The sequence below is a fragment of the Pseudomonas sp. NPDC089406 genome, assembly GCF_044900265.1.
Taxonomy (GTDB): domain Bacteria; phylum Pseudomonadota; class Gammaproteobacteria; order Pseudomonadales; family Pseudomonadaceae; genus Aquipseudomonas; species Aquipseudomonas fakonensis.
Genome location: NZ_JBJDNC010000019.1, coordinates 1 through 18010, shown reverse-complemented (window position 1 = coordinate 18010; position 18010 = coordinate 1). Strand labels below are relative to the sequence as shown.

The following is an 18010-nucleotide window of genomic DNA, read 5'->3' as shown; positions in this document are numbered from 1 at the left end:
TTGAGTGCCCCGGCATGGCGCTGGCCGAGCTGGAAGACAACTTCCGCTACAACGATGCCGTGATCCGTAACCTGGTCATCCGTCGTGACGAAGCCGTTACCGGCCCGTCCGAGATGCTCAAGGCCGAAGAAAACCGCAGCGAGCGCCGTGAGCGTCGTGAACGTCCTGACAATGCCGACGGCGCCGATGGCGACGACAGCAATGACAGCGACAACAGCGACAACGCTGACGAGTAATCCACGGACTTTTTGAGGAGCCAATTACATGGCACGTTTCTTCCGTCGTCGTAAATTCTGCCGCTTCACTGCTGAAGACGTGAAAGAGATCGACTTCAAAGATCTCAACACCCTGAAAGCTTACGTATCCGAAACCGGCAAGATCGTTCCAAGCCGCATCACCGGTACCAAAGCTCGTTATCAGCGTCAGCTGGCTACCGCTATCAAGCGCGCCCGCTTCCTGGCCCTGCTGCCCTACACCGACAGCCACGGCCGCTGAGACCGGGTCGTCGACAAGCAGTAAGGGATAGGCATGCGAGCGTTAGCAAGTTTCATCATGCGCGGTCGTGTGCAGGCCACCCTGGTGGTGGTCATCAGCGCGGTACTGCCGCTGCTGTTCTGGTTGAGTGCCGCCGCCGGTAGCCTTGTGCTGCTGCGGCGTGGTTTCAAGGATGCTTCGACGGTCATCGCCGGCGGCCTGCTGGCCGGTCTGGCCGTATGGTTGATGGGCGACCCGATCACCTTCATGGTGACCGCTGGTGCCCTCGGCCTCGCTGCGCTGTTGCGCGCCGAGCATTCCTGGAGCCGTGTGCTGGTGTTCAGTGCCGTGTTCGCCGTGGTGTTCAGCCTCGTGCTGGACCAGGCGCTGGCACAGACCTTCGATGTGCTGGCCAAGGCGTTTGCCGAAGCCATGCCGAAGATCGAAGGGCAGCCGATGCTCTCCGGTGAGCTGATCCGCCCCGTGCTGGTCGCCTCCACAGCAGTGACGGTGCAGTTGTTCAGCGTGTTGGCCCTGGTGCTGGCGCGTTATTGGCAGGCAGCGTTGTACAACCCTGGAGGCTTCGGTCGCGAGTTTCGCGCCCTGAAGTTGCCGAAACAGACCATGGCGGTCTTGGTGGCAGTGATGGTGGTGGCCCCGTTCATCGGGCCGCAGTTCATCATCCTGGCATCGGCCTCGAGCCTGGTTCTGGTACTGGCCGGCATCGCCTTGATGCACGGGCTGGTGGGGCAGGGTCGACTGGCCGGTTTCTGGCTGGTGGGCATGTACGTGACGTTGCCGCTGATCTTGCAGCTGATTTACCCGTTGCTGATGGTCCTGGCCATTGTCGACAGCCTGATTGATTTTCGCGGTCGCAAGTCCCCCTCACAGGGTGACGACTCCGCGAACGGTGAAGGTTAAAAGTTAAGAGGTTTTACCAAATGGAACTGATCCTGCTGGAAAAAGTCGCTAACCTGGGCAACCTGGGCGACAAAGTAAATGTTAAGGCCGGTTACGGCCGTAACTTCCTGCTGCCGTTCGGCAAGGCCACCGTTGCCAACGCCGCCAACCTGGCCGCGTTCGAAGAGCGCCGTGCCGAGCTGGAAAAAGCTGCTGCAGACAAGAAAGCTTCGGCTGAAAGCCGCGCTGCCCAACTGGCCGAGCTGGAAGTGACCATCACTGCCACCGCTGGCGACGAAGGCAAGCTGTTCGGTTCGATCGGCACCCACGACATCGCTGACGCCCTGACCGCCTCCGGCGTTGAAGTGGCCAAAGCTGAAGTTCGTCTGCCGAACGGCACCATCCGTCAGGTTGGCGAATACGACGTAGCCGTGCACCTGCACAGCGACGTTGAAGCCACCGTACGTGTGGTCGTCGTAGCTGCCTAAGCTGCGCTGACCGGTTGGCTCCCTGGGAGCCAGCCGGTTAACATCGGGCACGGTCCTGTTTCACAGGCCGTGCCCTTTGTCTTTTTCGTCCCCCCAGAATTCTTGCGTGGCCATGAACGAGATCACCAGCTCCGAACAGCTCGACCTGCAAACCGCAGCGCTGAAAGTACCGCCGCATTCCATCGAGGCCGAACAGGCCGTGCTCGGTGGCCTGATGCTGGACAACAACGCCTGGGAGCGGGTGCTGGACCAGGTCTCGGACGGTGACTTCTACCGGCATGACCACCGGCTGATCTTCCGCGCCATCCACAAGCTGGCCGACCTGAACCAGCCGTTCGACGTGGTGACCCTGCACGAGCAGCTGGACAAAGAGGGCCTGTCGACCCAGATCGGCGGCCTGGCCTACCTGGCGGAGTTGGCCAAGAACACCCCGTCGGTGGCCAACATCAAGGCTTATGCCGCGATCATTCGCGAGCGGGCCACGCTGCGCCAGCTGATCAGCATCAGTACCGACATCGCCGACAACGCCTTCAACCCGCAGGGGCGTAACGCCGAAGAGATCCTCGACGACGCCGAGCGGCAGATCTTCCAGATCGCCGAGGCGCGGCCGAAGACCGGCGGCCCGGTGGGGGTCAACGAGCTGTTGACCATGGCCATCGACCGTATCGACACGCTGTTCAACTCCGACAGCGACATCACCGGCATCTCCACCGGCTACACCGACCTGGACGAGAAGACCAGCGGCCTGCAGGCGGCTGACCTGATCATCGTTGCCGGCCGTCCGTCGATGGGCAAGACCACCTTCGCCATGAACCTGGTGGAAAACGCCGTGTTGCGCAGCGACAAGGTGGTGTTGGTATTCTCGCTAGAGATGCCCGGCGAATCGCTGGTTATGCGTATGCTCTCGTCGCTGGGCCGTATCGACCAGACCAAGGTGCGTTCCGGCCAGCTGGACGACGACGACTGGCCGCGGCTCACCTCTGCGGTGAACCTGCTCAACGACCGCAAGCTGTTCATCGACGATACCGCCGGTATCAGCCCGTCCGAAATGCGTGCGCGTACCCGGCGCCTCGCCCGTGAACACGGCGAGATCGGCATGATCATGGTCGACTACCTGCAGCTGATGCAGATCCCGGGTTCGGCCGGTGACAACCGGACCAACGAAATTTCCGAAATTTCCCGCTCGTTGAAAGCCCTGGCCAAGGAATTCAACTGCCCGGTGATCGCGCTCTCGCAGCTCAACCGCTCCCTGGAGCAGCGCCCGAACAAGCGTCCGGTCAACTCCGACTTGCGTGAATCCGGTGCAATCGAGCAGGACGCCGACGTGATCATGTTCGTCTACCGCGACGAGGTGTATCACCCCGAGACCGAGCACAAGGGCGTGGCCGAAATCATCATTGGTAAACAGCGTAACGGCCCCATCGGCTTCATCCGCCTGGCGTTCATCGGCAAGTACACCCGCTTCGAGAACCTCGCGCCGGGCATGTACAACTTCGACGACGACGAATAAAGCCACCAGGGTTTGACCGGCCCCTGTGGGAGCGGGTTTACCCGCGAATGCGATGCTGCAATCAACATCGCATTCGCGGGTAAACCCGCTCCCACAGGGGCCGGTTTTTTTCCTTGAGGATCTTATGAATCCGACCGCCACCGTCGGATTTGGTCAAAATTTGTGCTATATTCCGCGCCCGCGATTTCCCTGCACACCAGAACCGGTCACTGACATGCAAGCAGCCAAACCACTCTACGACTATCCCAAGTACTGGGCCGAATGCTTCGGGCCAGCGCCGTTCCTGCCGATGAGCAGGGAGGAGATGGATCAGCTCGGCTGGGATTCCTGCGACATCATCATCGTGACCGGTGACGCCTACGTCGACCACGCCTCGTTCGGCATGGCCATCATCGGCCGCCTGCTCGAGGCCCAGGGCTTTCGCGTCGGCATCATCGCCCAGCCCAACTGGCAGTCCAAAGACGACTTCATGAAGCTCGGCGAGCCGAACCTGTTCTTCGGCGTCGCGGCCGGCAACATGGACTCGATGATCAACCGCTACACCGCCGACAAGAAGATCCGCTCCGACGACGCCTACACCCCGGGCGGCCTGGCCGGCAAGCGCCCGGACCGTGCCAGCCTGGTGTACAGCCAGCGCTGCAAGGAAGCCTACAAGCACGTGCCGATCGTGCTCGGCGGCATCGAGGCCTCGCTGCGCCGCATCGCCCACTACGACTACTGGCAGGACAAGGTCCGCCACTCGATTCTGGTGGACGCCAGCGCCGACATCCTGCTGTACGGCAACGCCGAGCGGGCGATTGTCGAGGTGGCCCAGCGCTTGTCGCAGGGCGAACGTGTCGAGCAGATCACCGACGTGCGCGGCACCGCGTTCATCCGCCGTGACACGCCCCAGGGCTGGTACGAGATCGACTCCACCCGCATCGACCGCCCGGGCCGGGTCGACAAGATCATCAACCCGTACGTCAACACCCAGGATACCCAGGCCTGCGCCATCGAGCAGGCCAAGGGCGAGCAGGAAGACCCGAACGAAGCCAAGGTGGTGCAGATTCTCGACAGCCCAAGCGTCACCCGCGAAAAGTCGGTGATCCGCCTGCCGTCGTTCGAGAAGGTGCGTAACGACCCGGTGCTGTATGCCCACGCCAACCGCGTGCTGCACCTGGAGACCAACCCGGGCAACGCCCGCGCCCTGGTGCAGAAGCACGGCGAAGTGGATGTGTGGTTCAACCCGCCACCCATCCCCATGACCACCGAAGAGATGGACTACGTGTTCGGCATGCCCTACGCGCGCATCCCGCACCCGGCCTACGGCAAGGAGCGCATCCCGGCCTACGAGATGATCCGTTTTTCGGTGAACATCATGCGTGGCTGCTTTGGTGGCTGCACCTTCTGCTCGATCACCGAGCACGAAGGGCGGATCATCCAGAACCGCTCACACGAGTCGATCCTGCACGAAATCGAAGAGATGCGTGACAAGGTGCCGGGCTTCACCGGCGTGGTCTCCGACCTTGGCGGCCCGACCGCCAACATGTACCGCATCGCCTGCAAGAGCCACGACATCGAGAAGCACTGCCGCAAGCCGTCGTGCGTGTTCCCGGGCATCTGCGAGAACCTCAACACCGACCACAGCTCGCTGATCGAGCTGTATCGCAAGGCCCGTGCCTTGCCGGGGGTGAAGAAGATCCTGATCGCCTCGGGCCTGCGCTACGACCTGGCGGTGGAATCGCCGGAGTACGTGCGCGAGCTGGTCACCCACCACGTTGGCGGCTACCTGAAGATCGCCCCGGAGCATACCGAGCGTGGCCCGCTGGACAAGATGATGAAGCCGGGCATCGGCACCTACGACCGCTTCAAGCGCATGTTCGAGAAGTTCTCGAAAGAGGCGGGCAAGGAGCAGTACCTGATCCCGTACTTCATCGCTGCCCACCCGGGCACCACCGACGAAGACATGATGAACCTGGCCCTGTGGCTCAAGGGTAATGGCTTTCGCGCCGACCAGGTGCAGGCGTTCTACCCCTCGCCAATGGCCTCGGCCACGGCCATGTACCACTCGGGCAAGAACCCGCTGCGCAAGGTGACGTACAAGAGCGAAGGGGTGGAGATCGTCAAGAGCGAGGAGCAGCGCCGCCTGCACAAGGCGTTCCTGCGCTACCACGACCCGAAAGGCTGGCCGATGCTGCGTGAAGCGCTGGAGCGCATGGGCCGCGCCGACCTGATCGGCCCGGGCAAGCACCAGCTGATCCCGCTGCACCAGCCGCAGACCGACAGCTACCAGAGCGCCCGGCGCAAGAACTCGACCCCGGCCGGCAGCCACAAGGTGGGCAAGGAGCAGAAGATCCTCACCCAGCACACCGGCCTGCCGCCGCGCGCCAGCGATGGCAGCAAGCCGTGGGACAAGCGCGAGAAGGCCAAGGCCGAAGCGTTCGCCCGCAACCAGCAGGCGGCCAAGGAGCGTAAAGAGGCAGCCAAGGGTGGCGGCAAGGGCAACAAGAAGCCGCGTCAGCCAGTAGTTCCGCGCTGATCACTGCAGGGGCCGCGAAGCGGCCCCTGACTCAATCCGGGGCCTTGTCGACCCACTTCGGCGCCACCGGCGCAACAAAACTGTCCATCCCATCGAGCAGCACATCCGGCTGCTGCGCCAGTTGCAACATCGCCCGGTGCTGCGGCCGCACAAAGCCCTCGTCGACCACATGGTCGAGGAACCCGCCCAGCTTTTCATAAAAGCCGTTCACATCCAGCAGCCCCAGCGGCTTGGCGTGGTAGCCCAACTGCCCCCAGGTCCACACCTCGAACAATTCTTCCAGCGTACCCAGCCCACCCGGCAGGGCGATGAAGGCATCGCTGAGCTCGGCCATGCGCGCCTTGCGCGCGTGCATGCCATCGACCACCTCAAGGCGGCTCAGGCCCTTGTGGCCAACCTCGGCGTCCAGCAGGCTCTGGGGGATGATGCCGACCACTTCGCCACCTGCGGCCATGGCCGCATCGGCGACGATGCCCATCAGGCCGAGCGCACCGCCACCGTACACCAGCGTCAGGCCGCGACCGGCGATGGCCTGGCCAAGGGCAATGGCTGCTTCACGGTAGGCGGGGTTGGCGCCGGTGCTGGCGCCGCAGAACACACAAACGGAACGTACTGGCATTGCTTGTCTCCCTTCACAGGGCTGACAGGGTAAGGCGCAAGGCCGTGACTTGAAAGCCCGATCACTCCGGGCGGGAGAACTCGCAGGCCGCGCCAGTGGCGCCCTGGGCGTAGGCGGCGAGCAAGCTGTTGATGAAACTTGAGAGGGACATTTCAATTACTCCTAAATGAGAGGTTGTCCCATCGTCTATCAAGAGGGCATGATGTGCTCTTAGATTGGTTGTATACAATCCATTGAACAATTCAACTGGCTGGCCACTTGACAGCCCTTGACCCACATCAGGAAGGGGCGGGGTGGTTTCAGGCAGTCTCGCAATTGATAAAACCCTGCCAAGGAGATTCATGATGTTTGCGAAAGCTGTAGCGGTATCCCTGCTGACCCTCGCCAGTGCCTCCGTGTTTGCTGCTGACTGCAAGGTGACGGTCGATTCGACCGACCAGATGTCGTTCAACACCAAGGAATTCACCATCGACAAGAGCTGCAAGACCGTCGAAGTCGAACTGACCCACGGTGGCAGCCTGCCGAAGAACGTCATGGGCCATAACCTGGTGATCAGCAAGACTGCCGACATGCAGGGCATCGCCACCGAGGGCATGTCCCAAGGGCTGGACAAGGACTACATCAAGGCCGACAACGCGGCGATCATCGGCCACACCAAGATGATCGGCGCCGGCGAGAAGAGCTCCATCACCCTGGACACTTCCAAGCTGGAAGCCGGTGGCGACTACAGCTTCTTCTGCACCTTCCCGGGCCACATCTCGATGATGAAGGGCAAGGTTGTAGTCAAGTAAGCCAAGCCTGACGCTGGGCTCTGTGGGAGCAACTGTCTTGTGCTGCCTGAACCGGCCTCATCGCCGGCAAGCCGGCTCCTACAGGTACGGCGCTGGCCTCAAGCTTATGCAGTCCCTGTGGGAGCGGGTTTACCCGCGAATACGATGGTGGTTTCACCGACGTATTCGCGGGTAAACCCGCTCCCACAGGTCTTTCTACAGCCTGATCAAGGCGCGAACGGCAGTTCGCGCTTGTGCTGGGTCTTGCGGTAGGTGGCGACGATGATGTCGAACGCCTGCTGATCCACCGGCAAGCCGTGCAGGAAGGCATCGATCTGCTGGTAGGTCACGCCATGCGACGCTTCGTCCGGCTTGCCTGGCTCCAGGTCTTCAAGGTCGGCAGTCGGTACTTTTTCCACCAGCGATTCCGGCGCGCCAAAGCTGCGTGCAATGGCCCGCACCTGGTTCTTCACCAGCCCGCTCAGCGGCGCCAGGTCGCAGGCACCATCACCGAACTTGGTAAAGAAGCCCATCACCGCCTCGGCGGCGTGGTCGGTGCCGATCACCAGGCCCGCGCGGGCGCCGGCGATGGTGTACTGGGCGACCATGCGGGTGCGTGCCTTGACGTTGCCGACGACGAAGTCCACCAACGTCGGCGAGCCGGTCTTCAACTCCTGTACCTCGGCCGCCAGGGCCTTCACCGCCGGGGCGATATCGATGGTGTGCACTTCGTCGGCCTTGATCACGTCCAGGCAGGCCTGGGCGTCGTGCTCGTCATGCTGCACCTGGTACGGCAGGCGCACGGCGATGAAGGTGTAGGCCTTGTCGCCGGTCTCGGCGCGCAACTCGTTGATGGCGCGCTGGGCGAGCAGGGCGGCGGTCAGCGAGTCGACGCCGCCGCTGATGCCCAGCACCAGGGTCTTGAGCCGGGCGTTGGCCAGGCAGTCCTTGATGAACGCCACGCGCCGGGCCACGTCGGCCTCGAGCGCTGCAGCATCTGCGAACGGCGGCTGTACCTTCAGCGCCTGGGCAATCTCTTGCTGAACCGCTTGCATGGGTTACTCCTTGCTGGGGACTTTGAATACATGACGCATGTAGGCGACGAAGTTCTCGTCGCGGCACTGGGTCTTGGCGGCTTCATCGGAAATCTTCGCCACCGGCGAGCCGTTGCAGTCGGTCATTTTAAGCACGATGCTCATCGGCGCCACACCGGGGATGTCGCAGGTCAGGTTGGTGCCGATGCCAAAGCTGACGTTGATGCGACCGCGCAGGGCACGGAAGATTTCCAGCGAACGGGTCAGGTTCAGGCCATCGGAGAACACCAGGGTCTTGGTCATCGGGTCGATGCCCAGCTTCTGGTAGTGGGCGATGGCTTTTTCGGCCCAGGCCACCGGCTCGCCCGAGTCGTGGCGCAAACCATCGAAAAGCTTGGCGAAGTACAGGTCGAAGTCTTTGAGAAACGCATCCATGGTGATGCAGTCGGTCAAAGCGATGCCCAGCAGGCCGCGGTACTCGCGTACCCAGCAGTCCAGCGCGGCGATCTGGCTGTCGATCAGCCGCGGGCCCAGCTGCTGGTGGGCCATGATCCACTCATGGGCCATGGTGCCCAGGGGCTTGATGTCCAGCTTCCAGGCCAGGTCGACGTTGCTGGTGCCGACGAAGCGGCCCGGGAATTCGTCGCGCAGTACCCGCACCACCTCTTCCTGCACGCGGCCCGAGAAACGCCGGCGGGTGCCGAAGTCGGCCACCTGCAGCTCGGCCAGCTCGTCAGTGCTGGCGTGGGCGCGCAGCCAGTCGAACTTGCGCAGCAACTGGTCGCGCGCCTCTGCCAGGCGCATGTGCGGGTGCAGATGGCGGTTGCGCACTTCGCTGATGATCGCCAGCAGCGGTACTTCGAACAGGATCACGTGCAGCCACGGGCCTTTCAGGCGCAGGCACAGCTGGTCGTTCTCGATGCCCAGGCGCACATAGCGCAGGTTGAAGCGGAACAGGCGCAGAAAGCGCAGAAAGTCGGGCTTGAGGAAGCTGATGCGCTCGAGAAAGGCCAGTTGGCCGTCGTCCAGAGTGAGTTCGCAGAGCAGTTCGAGCTGCTGGCGGATGTCGGCGAGGTAGGGGCGCAGGTCCTCGCCGTTGCGGCAGCGAAATTCCCATTCGACGTCGGCGTCCGGGTAGTTGTGCAGCACGGCCTGCATCATCGTCAGCTTGTAGAAGTCGGTGTCGAGCAGGTTATGCACGATGCGCTCGGCGAATGCGCTCTCGCTCATCAGGGGGAAGCTCCAAGGCGGGCAATGGGCGGTATTGTGCCAGCCTTTTCGGCCTTGATGTGCCTGCACTGGCCTCTTCGCGGGCAAGCCCGCTCCCACAAGTACGATGCAATCCTCCAGAGCGGTGCTGTACCTGTGGGAGCGGGCTTGCCCGCGAAGAGGCCGGAACAGCCAAAACAGGTGCTTTACCTGTGCACCAGCTAGCCTTGTAACGGTGCCCCCTGTAGCAGTCGCGCACCAGCGGTGTGCACTTCGGTGACGGTGCGCTGTAACAGGTTGGTTGCACGTTAACACTCGCAAGGGTTGCAATGATGGCACTTGATGGTTGCGACTTGTCTAGGCGAGCAGTGGCGCCTGCCGCGTGGCAGACGGTTGCACGCTCAATAAAGAAAAGGCCGCCGGTCGCCTCGCCAAGCCCTTCACCGCGTGTTTTCCCGGAAGACAAAACCAATGGCACGGCCCTTGCTCAGAGCACAGGGCTGAGAAGTTGTAGTGCCAACCAAAAAAAACTCTAGGAGCACCACCTCATGTCGCAGACGTTTTACAAGAAAGGTTTCCTGGCACTGGCTGTAGCCACCGCACTGGGTGTTTCTTCGTATGTTCAGGCCGACGTCAAGATCGGTGTCGCGGGGCCCATGACCGGGGCCAACGCAGCGTTTGGCGAGCAGTACATGAAAGGTGCGCAGGCAGCGGCCGACAAGATCAACGCCGCCGGCGGCGTCAACGGCGAGAAGATCGTCCTGGTCAAGGGCGATGACGCCTGTGAACCCAAGCAAGCCGTGGCCGTGGCCAACCGCCTGGTCGACCAGGACAAGGTCATCGGCGTGGTCGGGCACTTCTGCTCCTCCAACACCATCCCCGCCTCCGAGGTGTACGACGAGGCCGGCGTGATCGCCATCACCCCGGGCTCCACCAACCCGCAGGTTACCGAGCGTGGCCTGTCGGCGATGTTCCGCATGTGCGGGCGCGACGACCAGCAGGGTATCGTTGCCGGCGACTACATCGTCGATGTGCTCAAGGGCAAGAAGGTCGTGGTGCTGCACGACAAGGATACCTACGGCCAGGGCCTGGCCGACGCCACCAAGGCGCAGCTGGAAAAACGCGGCGTCAAACCTGTGCTGTACGAGGGCCTGACCCGCGGCGAGAAGGACTTCAGCGCCGTGGTCACCAAGATCCGCGCCGCCGGTGCCGACGTCGTCTACTTCGGCGGCCTGCACCCGGAAGCCGGCCCGCTGGTGCGCCAGCTGCGCGAGCAGGGCCTGAAGGACGTCAAGTTCATGTCCGACGACGGCATCGTCACCGACGAACTGGTCACCACGGCAGGCGGTGCGCAGTACGTTGACGGCGTGTACATGACCTTCGGCGCCGACCCGCGCCTGCTGCCGGACAGCAAGGCGGTGGTCGAGGAGTTCCGCAAGGCCGGTACCGAGCCTGAAGGCTACACCCTGTATGCCTACGCCTCGCTGCAAGCCCTGGCCGCCGCGTTCAACGGCGCCAAGTCGAACAAGGGCGAAGACGCCGCCAAGTGGCTCAAGGCCAACCCTGTCAAGACCGTCATGGGCGAGAAGAAGTGGGACAGCAAGGGCGACCTGACCGTCTCCGACTACGTGGTCTACCAGTGGGACAAGGACGGCAAGTACCACCAGCTGGAAAAACAAAAATAACAACGGCAGCTGGCCCGGGCACAAGCCCGGGCCATTGCCCCTGCGGTACCTGTCCTTTTTCGGAGACCTGCACGGTTCTGCGCTGCTGGGGCCGCTTCATCCGTGGCTTTTCGTGGTCGGCGCTCGTGCCGTCTCGCTCAGGTGAGATTGCGTTATGGATGGTATTTTCCTGCAGCAACTGGTCAACGGCCTGACCCTCGGGTCGGTCTATGGCCTGATCGCCATCGGCTACACAATGGTCTATGGCATCATCGGCATGATCAACTTCGCGCACGGCGAGGTGTACATGATCTCCGCGTACCTCGCGGCGATCAGCCTGGCATTGCTGGCTTACTTCGGTATCGAATCCTTCCCGCTGCTGATGCTCGGCACGCTGCTGTTCACCGTGGTGGTCACCGGCGTGTATGGCTTCACCATCGAGCGCATCGCCTACAAGCCCCTGCGCAACTCCACCCGCCTGGCCCCGCTGATCAGCGCCATCGGTATTTCGCTGATCCTGCAGAACTACGCGCAGCTCAGCCAGGGGGCGCGCCAGCAAGGGGTACCGACCCTGCTCGAAGGCGCCATGCGCATCGATGTCGGCAGCGGCTTCGTACAGCTCACCTACACCAAGATCTTCATCCTGGTGGCCGCCTTCGTCGGCATGGGCCTGCTTACCTACGTCATCAAGTACACCAAGCTCGGGCGCATGTGCCGCGCCACCCAGCAAGACCGCAAGATGGCCTCGATCCTGGGCATCAACACCGACCGGGTGATCTCCTACGTGTTCGTCATCGGCGCGGTGATGGCCGCCCTGGCCGGCGTGCTGATCACCATGAACTACGGCACCTTCGACTTCTACGCAGGCTTCATCATCGGCATCAAGGCCTTTACCGCCGCGGTGCTCGGTGGCATCGGCTCGCTGCCGGGGGCCATGCTCGGCGGGATCATCCTGGGCATTTCCGAGTCGCTGTTCTCGGGCATGATCAACTCCGACTACAAGGACGTGTTCAGCTTCTCGTTGCTGGTGATCATCCTCATCTTCCGTCCACAAGGCCTGCTGGGCCGCCCACTCGTGGCTAAGGTGTGACCATGTCCGTTGCCAATACTGCCCAAGCAACACAAACCAAGGGGCTCGACCTCAAACGCAGCCTGATCGAAACCGTCGTCGCCGGCCTGCTGGCGCTGATCGTGTTCGGCCCGGTGGTCGGCGTGGTGCTCGACGGCTACAGCTTCAATGCCGAGCCGCGCCGCGTGGCCTGGCTGGTGGGTGCGGTGATGGTCGGGCGCTTCGTGCTCAGCCTGTTCCTGCAGAGCGCCGCCGGCCAGCGCATCCAGCAGGGTTTCGACAGCGGCGGCTCCGGCGTGCACGTGCTGGCGCCCGACTACAAGACCCGACTGCGCTACATCATCCCGGCGCTGATCGTGATCGCCATCGTGTTCCCGATCTTCGCCAACAAGTACCTGTTGACCGTGGTCATCCTCGGCCTGATCTACGTGCTGCTGGGCCTGGGCCTGAACATCGTGGTGGGCCTGGCCGGGCTGCTCGACCTGGGCTACGTGGCGTTCTACGCCATCGGCGCCTACGGCCTGGCGCTGGGCTACCAGTACCTGGGCCTGGGCTTCTGGAGCGTGCTGCCGCTGGCGGCCATCGCCGCGGCGTTGGCCGGGTGCATATTGGGCTTCCCGGTGCTGCGCATGCACGGTGACTACCTGGCCATCGTCACCCTGGGCTTCGGCGAGATCATCCGCCTGGTGCTGAACAACTGGCTGTCGTTCACCGGCGGCCCCAACGGCATGCCGGCGCCGTCGCCGACTTTCTTTGGCCTGGAATTCGGCCGTCGGGCCAAGGACGGCGGGGTGCCGATCCACGAGTTCTTCGGCTTCGAATACAACGCCAACCTCAAGTTCGTGTTCATCTACGCGGTACTGTTCATGGTCGTGCTGGCGGTGCTGTACATCAAGCACCGCCTGACCCGCATGCCGGTCGGCCGGGCTTGGGAAGCGCTGCGCGAAGACGAGATCGCCTGCCGCTCCATGGGCCTGAACCACGTGCTGGTCAAGCTCTCGGCCTTCACCCTGGGTGCCTCCACTGCAGGCCTTGCCGGGGTGTTCTTCGCCACCTACCAAGGCTTCGTCAACCCATCCTCGTTCACCTTCTTCGAGTCGGCGCTGATCCTCGCCATCGTGGTGCTGGGCGGCATGGGCTCGACCGTGGGCGTGGTGATTGCAGCCTTTGTGCTGACCGTAGCGCCGGAGCTGTTGCGCAGCTTCTCCGAATACCGCGTGCTGCTGTTCGGCGTGCTGATGGTGCTGATGATGATCTGGCGACCGCGGGGGCTGATCCGCATCAGCCGTACCGGTGTGGTCCCGCGTAAAGGAGTGGCGCCATGAGCGATGAAATCATCCTGTCGGTCGACAACCTGATGATGCAGTTCGGCGGCATCAAGGCGCTCAGCGACGTCAGCCTGAAGGTCAAACGCAATCAGATCTTCGCCCTGATCGGCCCCAACGGCGCCGGCAAAACCACCGTGTTCAACTGCCTGACCGGCTTTTACAAGGCCAGTGGCGGGCGCATCGAGCTGAACGTGCGCGGCAGCCACACCAACGTCATCCAACTGCTTGGCGAACGCTTCCAGCCGGCCGATTTCGTGTCGCCGGCGCGCTTTGCCAACCGCTTGTACTACAAGATGTTCGGCGGCACCCACCTGGTCAACCGCGCAGGCCTTGCGCGCACCTTCCAGAACATTCGCCTGTTCAAGGAAATGTCGGTGGTGGAAAACCTGCTGGTGGCCCAGCACATGTGGGTCAACCGCAACCTGTTGGCCGGGGTGCTCAACACCAAGGGCTACCGCCAGGCCGAAAGCGATGCGCTGGACCACGCCTTCTACTGGCTGGAGGTGGTCGACCTGGTGGACTGCGCCAACCGCCTGGCCGGCGAGTTGTCGTACGGGCAGCAGCGCCGCCTGGAAATCGCCCGGGCCATGTGCACGCGGCCGAAGATCATCTGCCTGGACGAGCCGGCGGCGGGCCTCAACCCGCAGGAGACCGAAGCCCTCAGCCGCATGATCCGCGTGCTGCGTGACGAGCACGACATCACCGTGGTGCTGATCGAGCACGACATGGGCATGGTCATGAGCATTTCCGACCACATCGTCGTGCTCGACCACGGCAACGTGATCGCCGAAGGCGCCCCGCAGGAAATCCGCAACAACCCGACGGTGATCGCCGCCTACCTGGGTGCCGACGAAGAGGAACTGGTATGAGTGCACCCATTCTCGAGCTCAAGGACCTGGACGTGTTCTACGGGCCGATCCAGGCGCTGAAAAAGGTCTCGATGCACATCAACGAGGGCGAGACGGTGAGCCTGATCGGCGCCAACGGCGCCGGCAAGTCGACCCTGCTGATGTCGATTTTCGGCCAGCCCCGGGCGGACTCCGGGCAGATCGTCTACCGCGGCACCGACATCACCCGCAAGTCGTCGCACTACATCGCCTCCAACGGCATCGCCCAGTCGCCGGAAGGGCGTCGGGTGTTCCCCGACATGAGCGTCGAGGAAAACCTGATGATGGGTACCATCCCCATCGGCGACAAGCATGCCGACGAGGACATGCAGCGCATGTACGAGCTGTTCCCGCGGCTCAAGGAGCGGCGCAACCAGCGGGCCATGACCATGTCCGGCGGCGAGCAGCAGATGCTCGCCATCGCCCGGGCGCTGATGAGCCGGCCCAAGCTGCTGTTGCTGGACGAGCCGTCGCTGGGATTGGCGCCGATCGTGGTCAAGCAGATCTTCTCGACCCTGCGCGAGCTGGCCAAGACCGGCATGACCATCTTCCTGGTGGAGCAGAATGCCAACCATGCGCTGAAGCTCTCGGACCGCGCCTATGTGATGGTCAACGGGCAGATCCGCATGACCGGCACCGGGCAGGAGTTGCTGGTCAATGAAGAGGTGCGCAGCGCTTACCTAGGCGGGCACTGACCTGATCGCCGGCAAGCCGGCTCCTACACGGTCCCTGTAGGAGCCGGCTTGCCGGCGATGCTTTTCAGCGGTTCATCCTTCATGTGGACAACTTGTCGCATATCTTTCCAGCGACCTCCCACAACCCCCACGCAACCTCTTGTTTCCACAGCTACAAATCTTTCCACGGAATATGTGGAACCGCCTGTGGAAAACATGGTGGCATGTCGCGCTACGCCACGTAAATCAAGGCCTCCGTCGCGCTGTTCAATATTTGACCATCTAGCGCTTGTGCATGATTTCCCTGCACTTTTCGGCCTGCAAACGCTTCATCCACAGCACACCAATTTCTGTGGATAACTCTGTGCAAAACCCTTGGACATACCGCCACAACCGGCATGGTTGAAAGCGTTGCGCCATCAGCGAAAGATTTCCACAGATTCCCCGGCAGCGATTCGGTTCCCTGCACCCGACGAGTTGCCCCCAATCCATGGGGAAAGGCTTGTGGATAACATGCGCATAGCCTGGCCTGGCCCCTCTGTTGCGGGGCTTTGCCGGGGTTGATCATTTTTTGTGCATTTGCTGAAACGGTTGTCGCCAACGCCTGCGCCGGGCATGCTGCAAGGCCTGCCGACGATTATCCACTGCGAGGAGCAACGCATGACGTCCACCGTATTCATCACTGGCGCAACTTCCGGTTTCGGTGAGGCCACTGCCCGCCGCTTTGCCGACGCTGGCTGGAAACTGGTCCTCACCGGCCGTCGCAAGGAACGCCTGGACGCGCTGTGCGCCGAGCTGTCGGCCAAGACCGAAGTGCACAGCCTGGTGGTCGATGTGCGCGACCGCAAAGCCATGGAAGAGGCCATTGCCAGCCTGCCGCCGGCCTTCGACAAGCTCCAGGCCCTGGTCAACAACGCAGGCCTGGCCCTGGGAGTGGATGCGGCGCAGAACTGCAGCCTGGATGACTGGGAGACCATGGTCGACACCAACATCAAGGGCCTGATGTACACCACCCGCCTGCTGCTGCCACGCCTGATCGCCCACGGCCGTGGTGCGTCGATCCTCAACGTGGGTTCGGTGGCGGGCAACTACCCGTACCCGGGCAGCAACGTGTACGGCGGCACCAAAGCCTTCGTCGGCCAGTTCTCCCTGAGCCTGCGCTGCGACCTGCGCGGCACGGGCGTGCGGGTCAGCAACATCGAGCCGGGCCTGTGCGAGAGCGAGTTCTCGCTGGTGCGCTTCGGTGGCGACCAGGCCAAGTACGATGCCACCTACGCCGGCGCCGAGCCGATCCAGCCGCAGGACATCGCCGACACCATCTTCTGGATCCTCAACCAGCCGGCCCACGTCAACATCAACAGCCTCGAACTGATGCCGGTGAGCCAGGACTGGGCAGGGTTCTCCATCGACCGTTCGGTCAAAGGCTGAGTTCAAGGGCCAGATCGCCGGCAAGCCGGCTCCTACATGGGGTCCCGATCAACCTGTAGGAGCCGGCTTGCCGGCGATGGCGTCAGCTCAGGCCCAGCAAGCCTTCCAGGCAGGTCGCCAGGTGATAGGGCGTGGTCGAAGGCATGTCATGCCGGCTGACGGCGCCTGCGCCATCGCGGCACTCATGCCAACCGCCTTCATGCAGGAAGCGCGATTCCAGCGCCTGTAACTGCGTGGCCAGCTTGCCCTCATTGCCCGAGCGCAATGCCAATGCCCGCAGGTACTCGGCCTGCGCCCAGATACGCTGGGTGGCATCGAGCACCTTGCCATTGCTGTCGAGCATCGCCAGCACTGCCGAATCCTTCACGCCATGCTGCTCGGCATAGCCGAACCCACGTGCGATGGACCCGTGCAACGGCGTACCTCGCAGCAGCGATGAGGTTTCCAGCAGGTAGAACCACTCGAACTGATGCCCCGGCTCGAACCAGTTATCCACAGCCCCCCGTGGTTTCTCCAGCATCAGCCCGTGCTGCGGCTCGACAAAATGCTCCTGAAGCGCTTCACACAGTTGCAGCAGCGCCTGCTGCACCTCGTCGTCTTCACGCACGGCAAGCACTTGCAAGAAAGCTTCGGCAAGGTGCATCTGCGGGTTCTGCAACGGGCCGCTGCCAAGGTCCGCCCAGTCTTCACCCAGGCTGGCCTCGAACAGGCCATCGTCGCGGGCGAACTGTTCGCTGACCACTTCCAGCGCGGCATTCAGGGTGGCCTCGACCAGCCCCTCGCCGACCTTGCCCCAGTAGTGCGCGCAGGCGAACACGATGAAGGCGTGGGTGTAGAGGTCCTTGCGCCGGTCCAGCGGCTTGCCGTCGGCGTCGATGCTGTAGAACCAGCCGCCGTGCTCGGCGTCGTGGAAGTGCTTTTGCAGCGAGCGGAACAGCGCCGCCGCCCGCTCTGCCGCGCCCGGTTGGCCGATGCGGCTGCTGAACAGGTACAGCTGGCGGGCACAGGCCATGGCCCGGTAGCGTTGCACGGGCAAGGGGCGGTGGGTTGCGTCCAGTGCCTCGTAGGGCAGGGCCAGGTCGGCGTTCCAGCCCGGGCCTTGCCACAGCGGCACGATGCGCTCGGCGAAATGCTGGCGGAAACGGGTCAATGCAGGGCGGGGGTCGGACATGCTGGCGCTCGTGGACGGTCGGGCAGGGCGCCATGGTAGCAGAAGTGGCCAGTAGTTCGCGGCAGTGCTCAGCGTGGGAGCGGGCTTGCCCTGATGCATGTCAGTCAGCGTTCAATCAGGATTGATGGGGGCTGCTTTGCAGCCCTTCGCGGGTAAACCCGCTCCCACAGGATGGACTGCCCCCAAAAAGTTGGACAGCTCTAGGCAGCAGCCTGAGTCCTGTACTCAACAGGGCTCAGGCCATTAAGCCTCAGCTTGATACGGTCA

The 18010-nt window shown here is 63.0% G+C and carries 17 protein-coding genes; 13 read left to right on the top strand and 4 right to left on the bottom strand.

The window, feature by feature from the left end:
- From ACI2KK_RS14920 to ACI2KK_RS14895, 6 genes are all read left to right on the top strand, one after another.
- Window positions 1-236, top strand: a 236-nt coding sequence (locus ACI2KK_RS14920) for a 30S ribosomal protein S6 (protein WP_404669471.1), incomplete at its 5' end; no start/stop codon positions are given.
- 28 nt (window positions 237-264) lie between these two features.
- A complete protein-coding gene (gene rpsR / locus ACI2KK_RS14915) occupies window positions 265-495 on the top strand; it encodes a 30S ribosomal protein S18 (RefSeq protein ID WP_003249563.1) in 231 nt (76 codons plus the stop codon).
- A gap of 33 nt (window positions 496-528) precedes the next feature.
- Entirely contained in the window at window positions 529-1395 is an 867-nt protein-coding gene (locus ACI2KK_RS14910) for a hypothetical protein (RefSeq protein WP_404669470.1), read from the top strand.
- 20 nt (window positions 1396-1415) lie between these two features.
- Complete coding sequence (gene rplI, locus ACI2KK_RS14905; RefSeq protein ID WP_011535934.1) at window positions 1416-1862, top strand: 50S ribosomal protein L9; 447 nt, start codon at window positions 1416-1418, stop codon at window positions 1860-1862.
- 112 nt (window positions 1863-1974) lie between these two features.
- Window positions 1975-3372, top strand: a complete 1398-nt coding sequence (gene dnaB, locus ACI2KK_RS14900) for a replicative DNA helicase (protein WP_404669469.1) — start codon at window positions 1975-1977, stop codon at window positions 3370-3372.
- Between the two features lie 214 nt (window positions 3373-3586).
- Window positions 3587-5890 (top strand): YgiQ family radical SAM protein, encoded by a 2304-nt coding sequence (locus ACI2KK_RS14895; protein ID WP_404669468.1) that lies wholly within the window; start codon window positions 3587-3589, stop codon window positions 5888-5890.
- Between the two features lie 31 nt (window positions 5891-5921).
- Here ACI2KK_RS14895 and ACI2KK_RS14890 read toward each other — a convergent pair whose 3' ends face one another.
- Window positions 5922-6509, bottom strand: coding sequence for a TIGR00730 family Rossman fold protein (locus ACI2KK_RS14890; RefSeq protein WP_404669467.1), 588 nt, complete (start codon window positions 6507-6509; stop codon window positions 5922-5924).
- A gap of 344 nt (window positions 6510-6853) precedes the next feature.
- On the opposite strand from ACI2KK_RS14890, the gene azu reads away from it, so the two are divergent.
- The gene (azu, locus tag ACI2KK_RS14885; RefSeq protein ID WP_217843659.1) at window positions 6854-7300 is read left to right on the top strand and encodes an azurin; all 447 of its coding nucleotides are present in this window, start codon (window positions 6854-6856) and stop codon (window positions 7298-7300) included.
- A 206-nt stretch (window positions 7301-7506) separates the two neighbouring features.
- Here the strand turns inward: azu and nadE are convergent, their stop codons facing one another.
- Together nadE and pncB are read right to left on the bottom strand one after the other, a co-directional pair.
- Window positions 7507-8334 carry an ammonia-dependent NAD(+) synthetase gene (gene nadE, locus ACI2KK_RS14880; RefSeq protein WP_404669466.1) on the bottom strand — a complete coding sequence of 276 codons (828 nt, stop codon included), beginning with the start codon at window positions 8332-8334 and terminating at the stop codon, window positions 7507-7509.
- A 3-nt stretch (window positions 8335-8337) separates the two neighbouring features.
- Complete coding sequence (gene pncB, locus ACI2KK_RS14875) at window positions 8338-9543, bottom strand: nicotinate phosphoribosyltransferase (RefSeq protein ID WP_404669465.1); 1206 nt, start codon at window positions 9541-9543, stop codon at window positions 8338-8340.
- Window positions 9544-10070: 527 nt separating this feature from the next.
- Between pncB and ACI2KK_RS14870 the strand changes: the two genes are divergently transcribed.
- The 6 genes from ACI2KK_RS14870 to ACI2KK_RS14845 all read left to right on the top strand — a co-directional run bounded on the left by ACI2KK_RS14870 (window position 10071) and on the right by ACI2KK_RS14845 (window position 16572).
- Window positions 10071-11207: a branched-chain amino acid ABC transporter substrate-binding protein gene (locus tag ACI2KK_RS14870; RefSeq protein WP_404669464.1), complete on the top strand. Its 1137-nt coding sequence runs from the start codon at window positions 10071-10073 to the stop codon at window positions 11205-11207.
- A gap of 154 nt (window positions 11208-11361) precedes the next feature.
- Window positions 11362-12276 (top strand): ABC transporter permease subunit, encoded by a 915-nt coding sequence (locus tag ACI2KK_RS14865; protein WP_217887361.1) that lies wholly within the window; start codon window positions 11362-11364, stop codon window positions 12274-12276.
- A 2-nt stretch (window positions 12277-12278) separates the two neighbouring features.
- The gene (gene livM, locus ACI2KK_RS14860; RefSeq protein WP_369988331.1) at window positions 12279-13580 is read left to right on the top strand and encodes a high-affinity branched-chain amino acid ABC transporter permease LivM; all 1302 of its coding nucleotides are present in this window, start codon (window positions 12279-12281) and stop codon (window positions 13578-13580) included.
- A complete protein-coding gene (locus ACI2KK_RS14855) occupies window positions 13577-14452 on the top strand; it encodes an ABC transporter ATP-binding protein (protein WP_404669463.1) in 876 nt (291 codons plus the stop codon). The genes livM and ACI2KK_RS14855 overlap by 4 nt, the downstream gene beginning before the upstream one ends.
- Complete coding sequence (locus tag ACI2KK_RS14850; RefSeq protein ID WP_404669462.1) at window positions 14449-15165, top strand: ABC transporter ATP-binding protein; 717 nt, start codon at window positions 14449-14451, stop codon at window positions 15163-15165. The genes ACI2KK_RS14855 and ACI2KK_RS14850 overlap by 4 nt, the downstream gene beginning before the upstream one ends.
- Before the next feature lie 639 nt (window positions 15166-15804).
- Window positions 15805-16572 (top strand): SDR family oxidoreductase, encoded by a 768-nt coding sequence (locus tag ACI2KK_RS14845; RefSeq protein WP_404669461.1) that lies wholly within the window; start codon window positions 15805-15807, stop codon window positions 16570-16572.
- Between the two features lie 82 nt (window positions 16573-16654).
- On the opposite strand, the gene ACI2KK_RS14840 is transcribed toward ACI2KK_RS14845, so the two are convergent.
- Complete coding sequence (locus ACI2KK_RS14840) at window positions 16655-17743, bottom strand: AGE family epimerase/isomerase (RefSeq protein WP_404669460.1); 1089 nt, start codon at window positions 17741-17743, stop codon at window positions 16655-16657.
- Window positions 17744-18010 lie beyond the last annotated feature (267 nt).

Coding starts and splice junctions, on each gene's coding strand:
- livM (WP_369988331.1), top strand. CDS start 12,279: ATGTCCGTTGCCAATACTGCCCAAGCAACACAAACCAAGGGGCTCGAC.
- ACI2KK_RS14895 (WP_404669468.1), top strand. CDS start 3,587: ATGCAAGCAGCCAAACCACTCTACGACTATCCCAAGTACTGGGCCGAA.
- nadE (WP_404669466.1), bottom strand. CDS start 8,334: ATGCAAGCGGTTCAGCAAGAGATTGCCCAGGCGCTGAAGGTACAGCCG.
- rplI (WP_011535934.1), top strand. CDS start 1,416: ATGGAACTGATCCTGCTGGAAAAAGTCGCTAACCTGGGCAACCTGGGC.
- ACI2KK_RS14845 (WP_404669461.1), top strand. CDS start 15,805: ATGACGTCCACCGTATTCATCACTGGCGCAACTTCCGGTTTCGGTGAG.
- ACI2KK_RS14865 (WP_217887361.1), top strand. CDS start 11,362: ATGGATGGTATTTTCCTGCAGCAACTGGTCAACGGCCTGACCCTCGGG.
- ACI2KK_RS14910 (WP_404669470.1), top strand. CDS start 529: ATGCGAGCGTTAGCAAGTTTCATCATGCGCGGTCGTGTGCAGGCCACC.
- ACI2KK_RS14855 (WP_404669463.1), top strand. CDS start 13,577: ATGAGCGATGAAATCATCCTGTCGGTCGACAACCTGATGATGCAGTTC.
- ACI2KK_RS14890 (WP_404669467.1), bottom strand. CDS start 6,509: ATGCCAGTACGTTCCGTTTGTGTGTTCTGCGGCGCCAGCACCGGCGCC.
- ACI2KK_RS14850 (WP_404669462.1), top strand. CDS start 14,449: ATGAGTGCACCCATTCTCGAGCTCAAGGACCTGGACGTGTTCTACGGG.
- pncB (WP_404669465.1), bottom strand. CDS start 9,543: ATGAGCGAGAGCGCATTCGCCGAGCGCATCGTGCATAACCTGCTCGAC.
- ACI2KK_RS14870 (WP_404669464.1), top strand. CDS start 10,071: ATGTCGCAGACGTTTTACAAGAAAGGTTTCCTGGCACTGGCTGTAGCC.
- azu (WP_217843659.1), top strand. CDS start 6,854: ATGTTTGCGAAAGCTGTAGCGGTATCCCTGCTGACCCTCGCCAGTGCC.
- dnaB (WP_404669469.1), top strand. CDS start 1,975: ATGAACGAGATCACCAGCTCCGAACAGCTCGACCTGCAAACCGCAGCG.
- ACI2KK_RS14840 (WP_404669460.1), bottom strand. CDS start 17,743: ATGTCCGACCCCCGCCCTGCATTGACCCGTTTCCGCCAGCATTTCGCC.
- rpsR (WP_003249563.1), top strand. CDS start 265: ATGGCACGTTTCTTCCGTCGTCGTAAATTCTGCCGCTTCACTGCTGAA.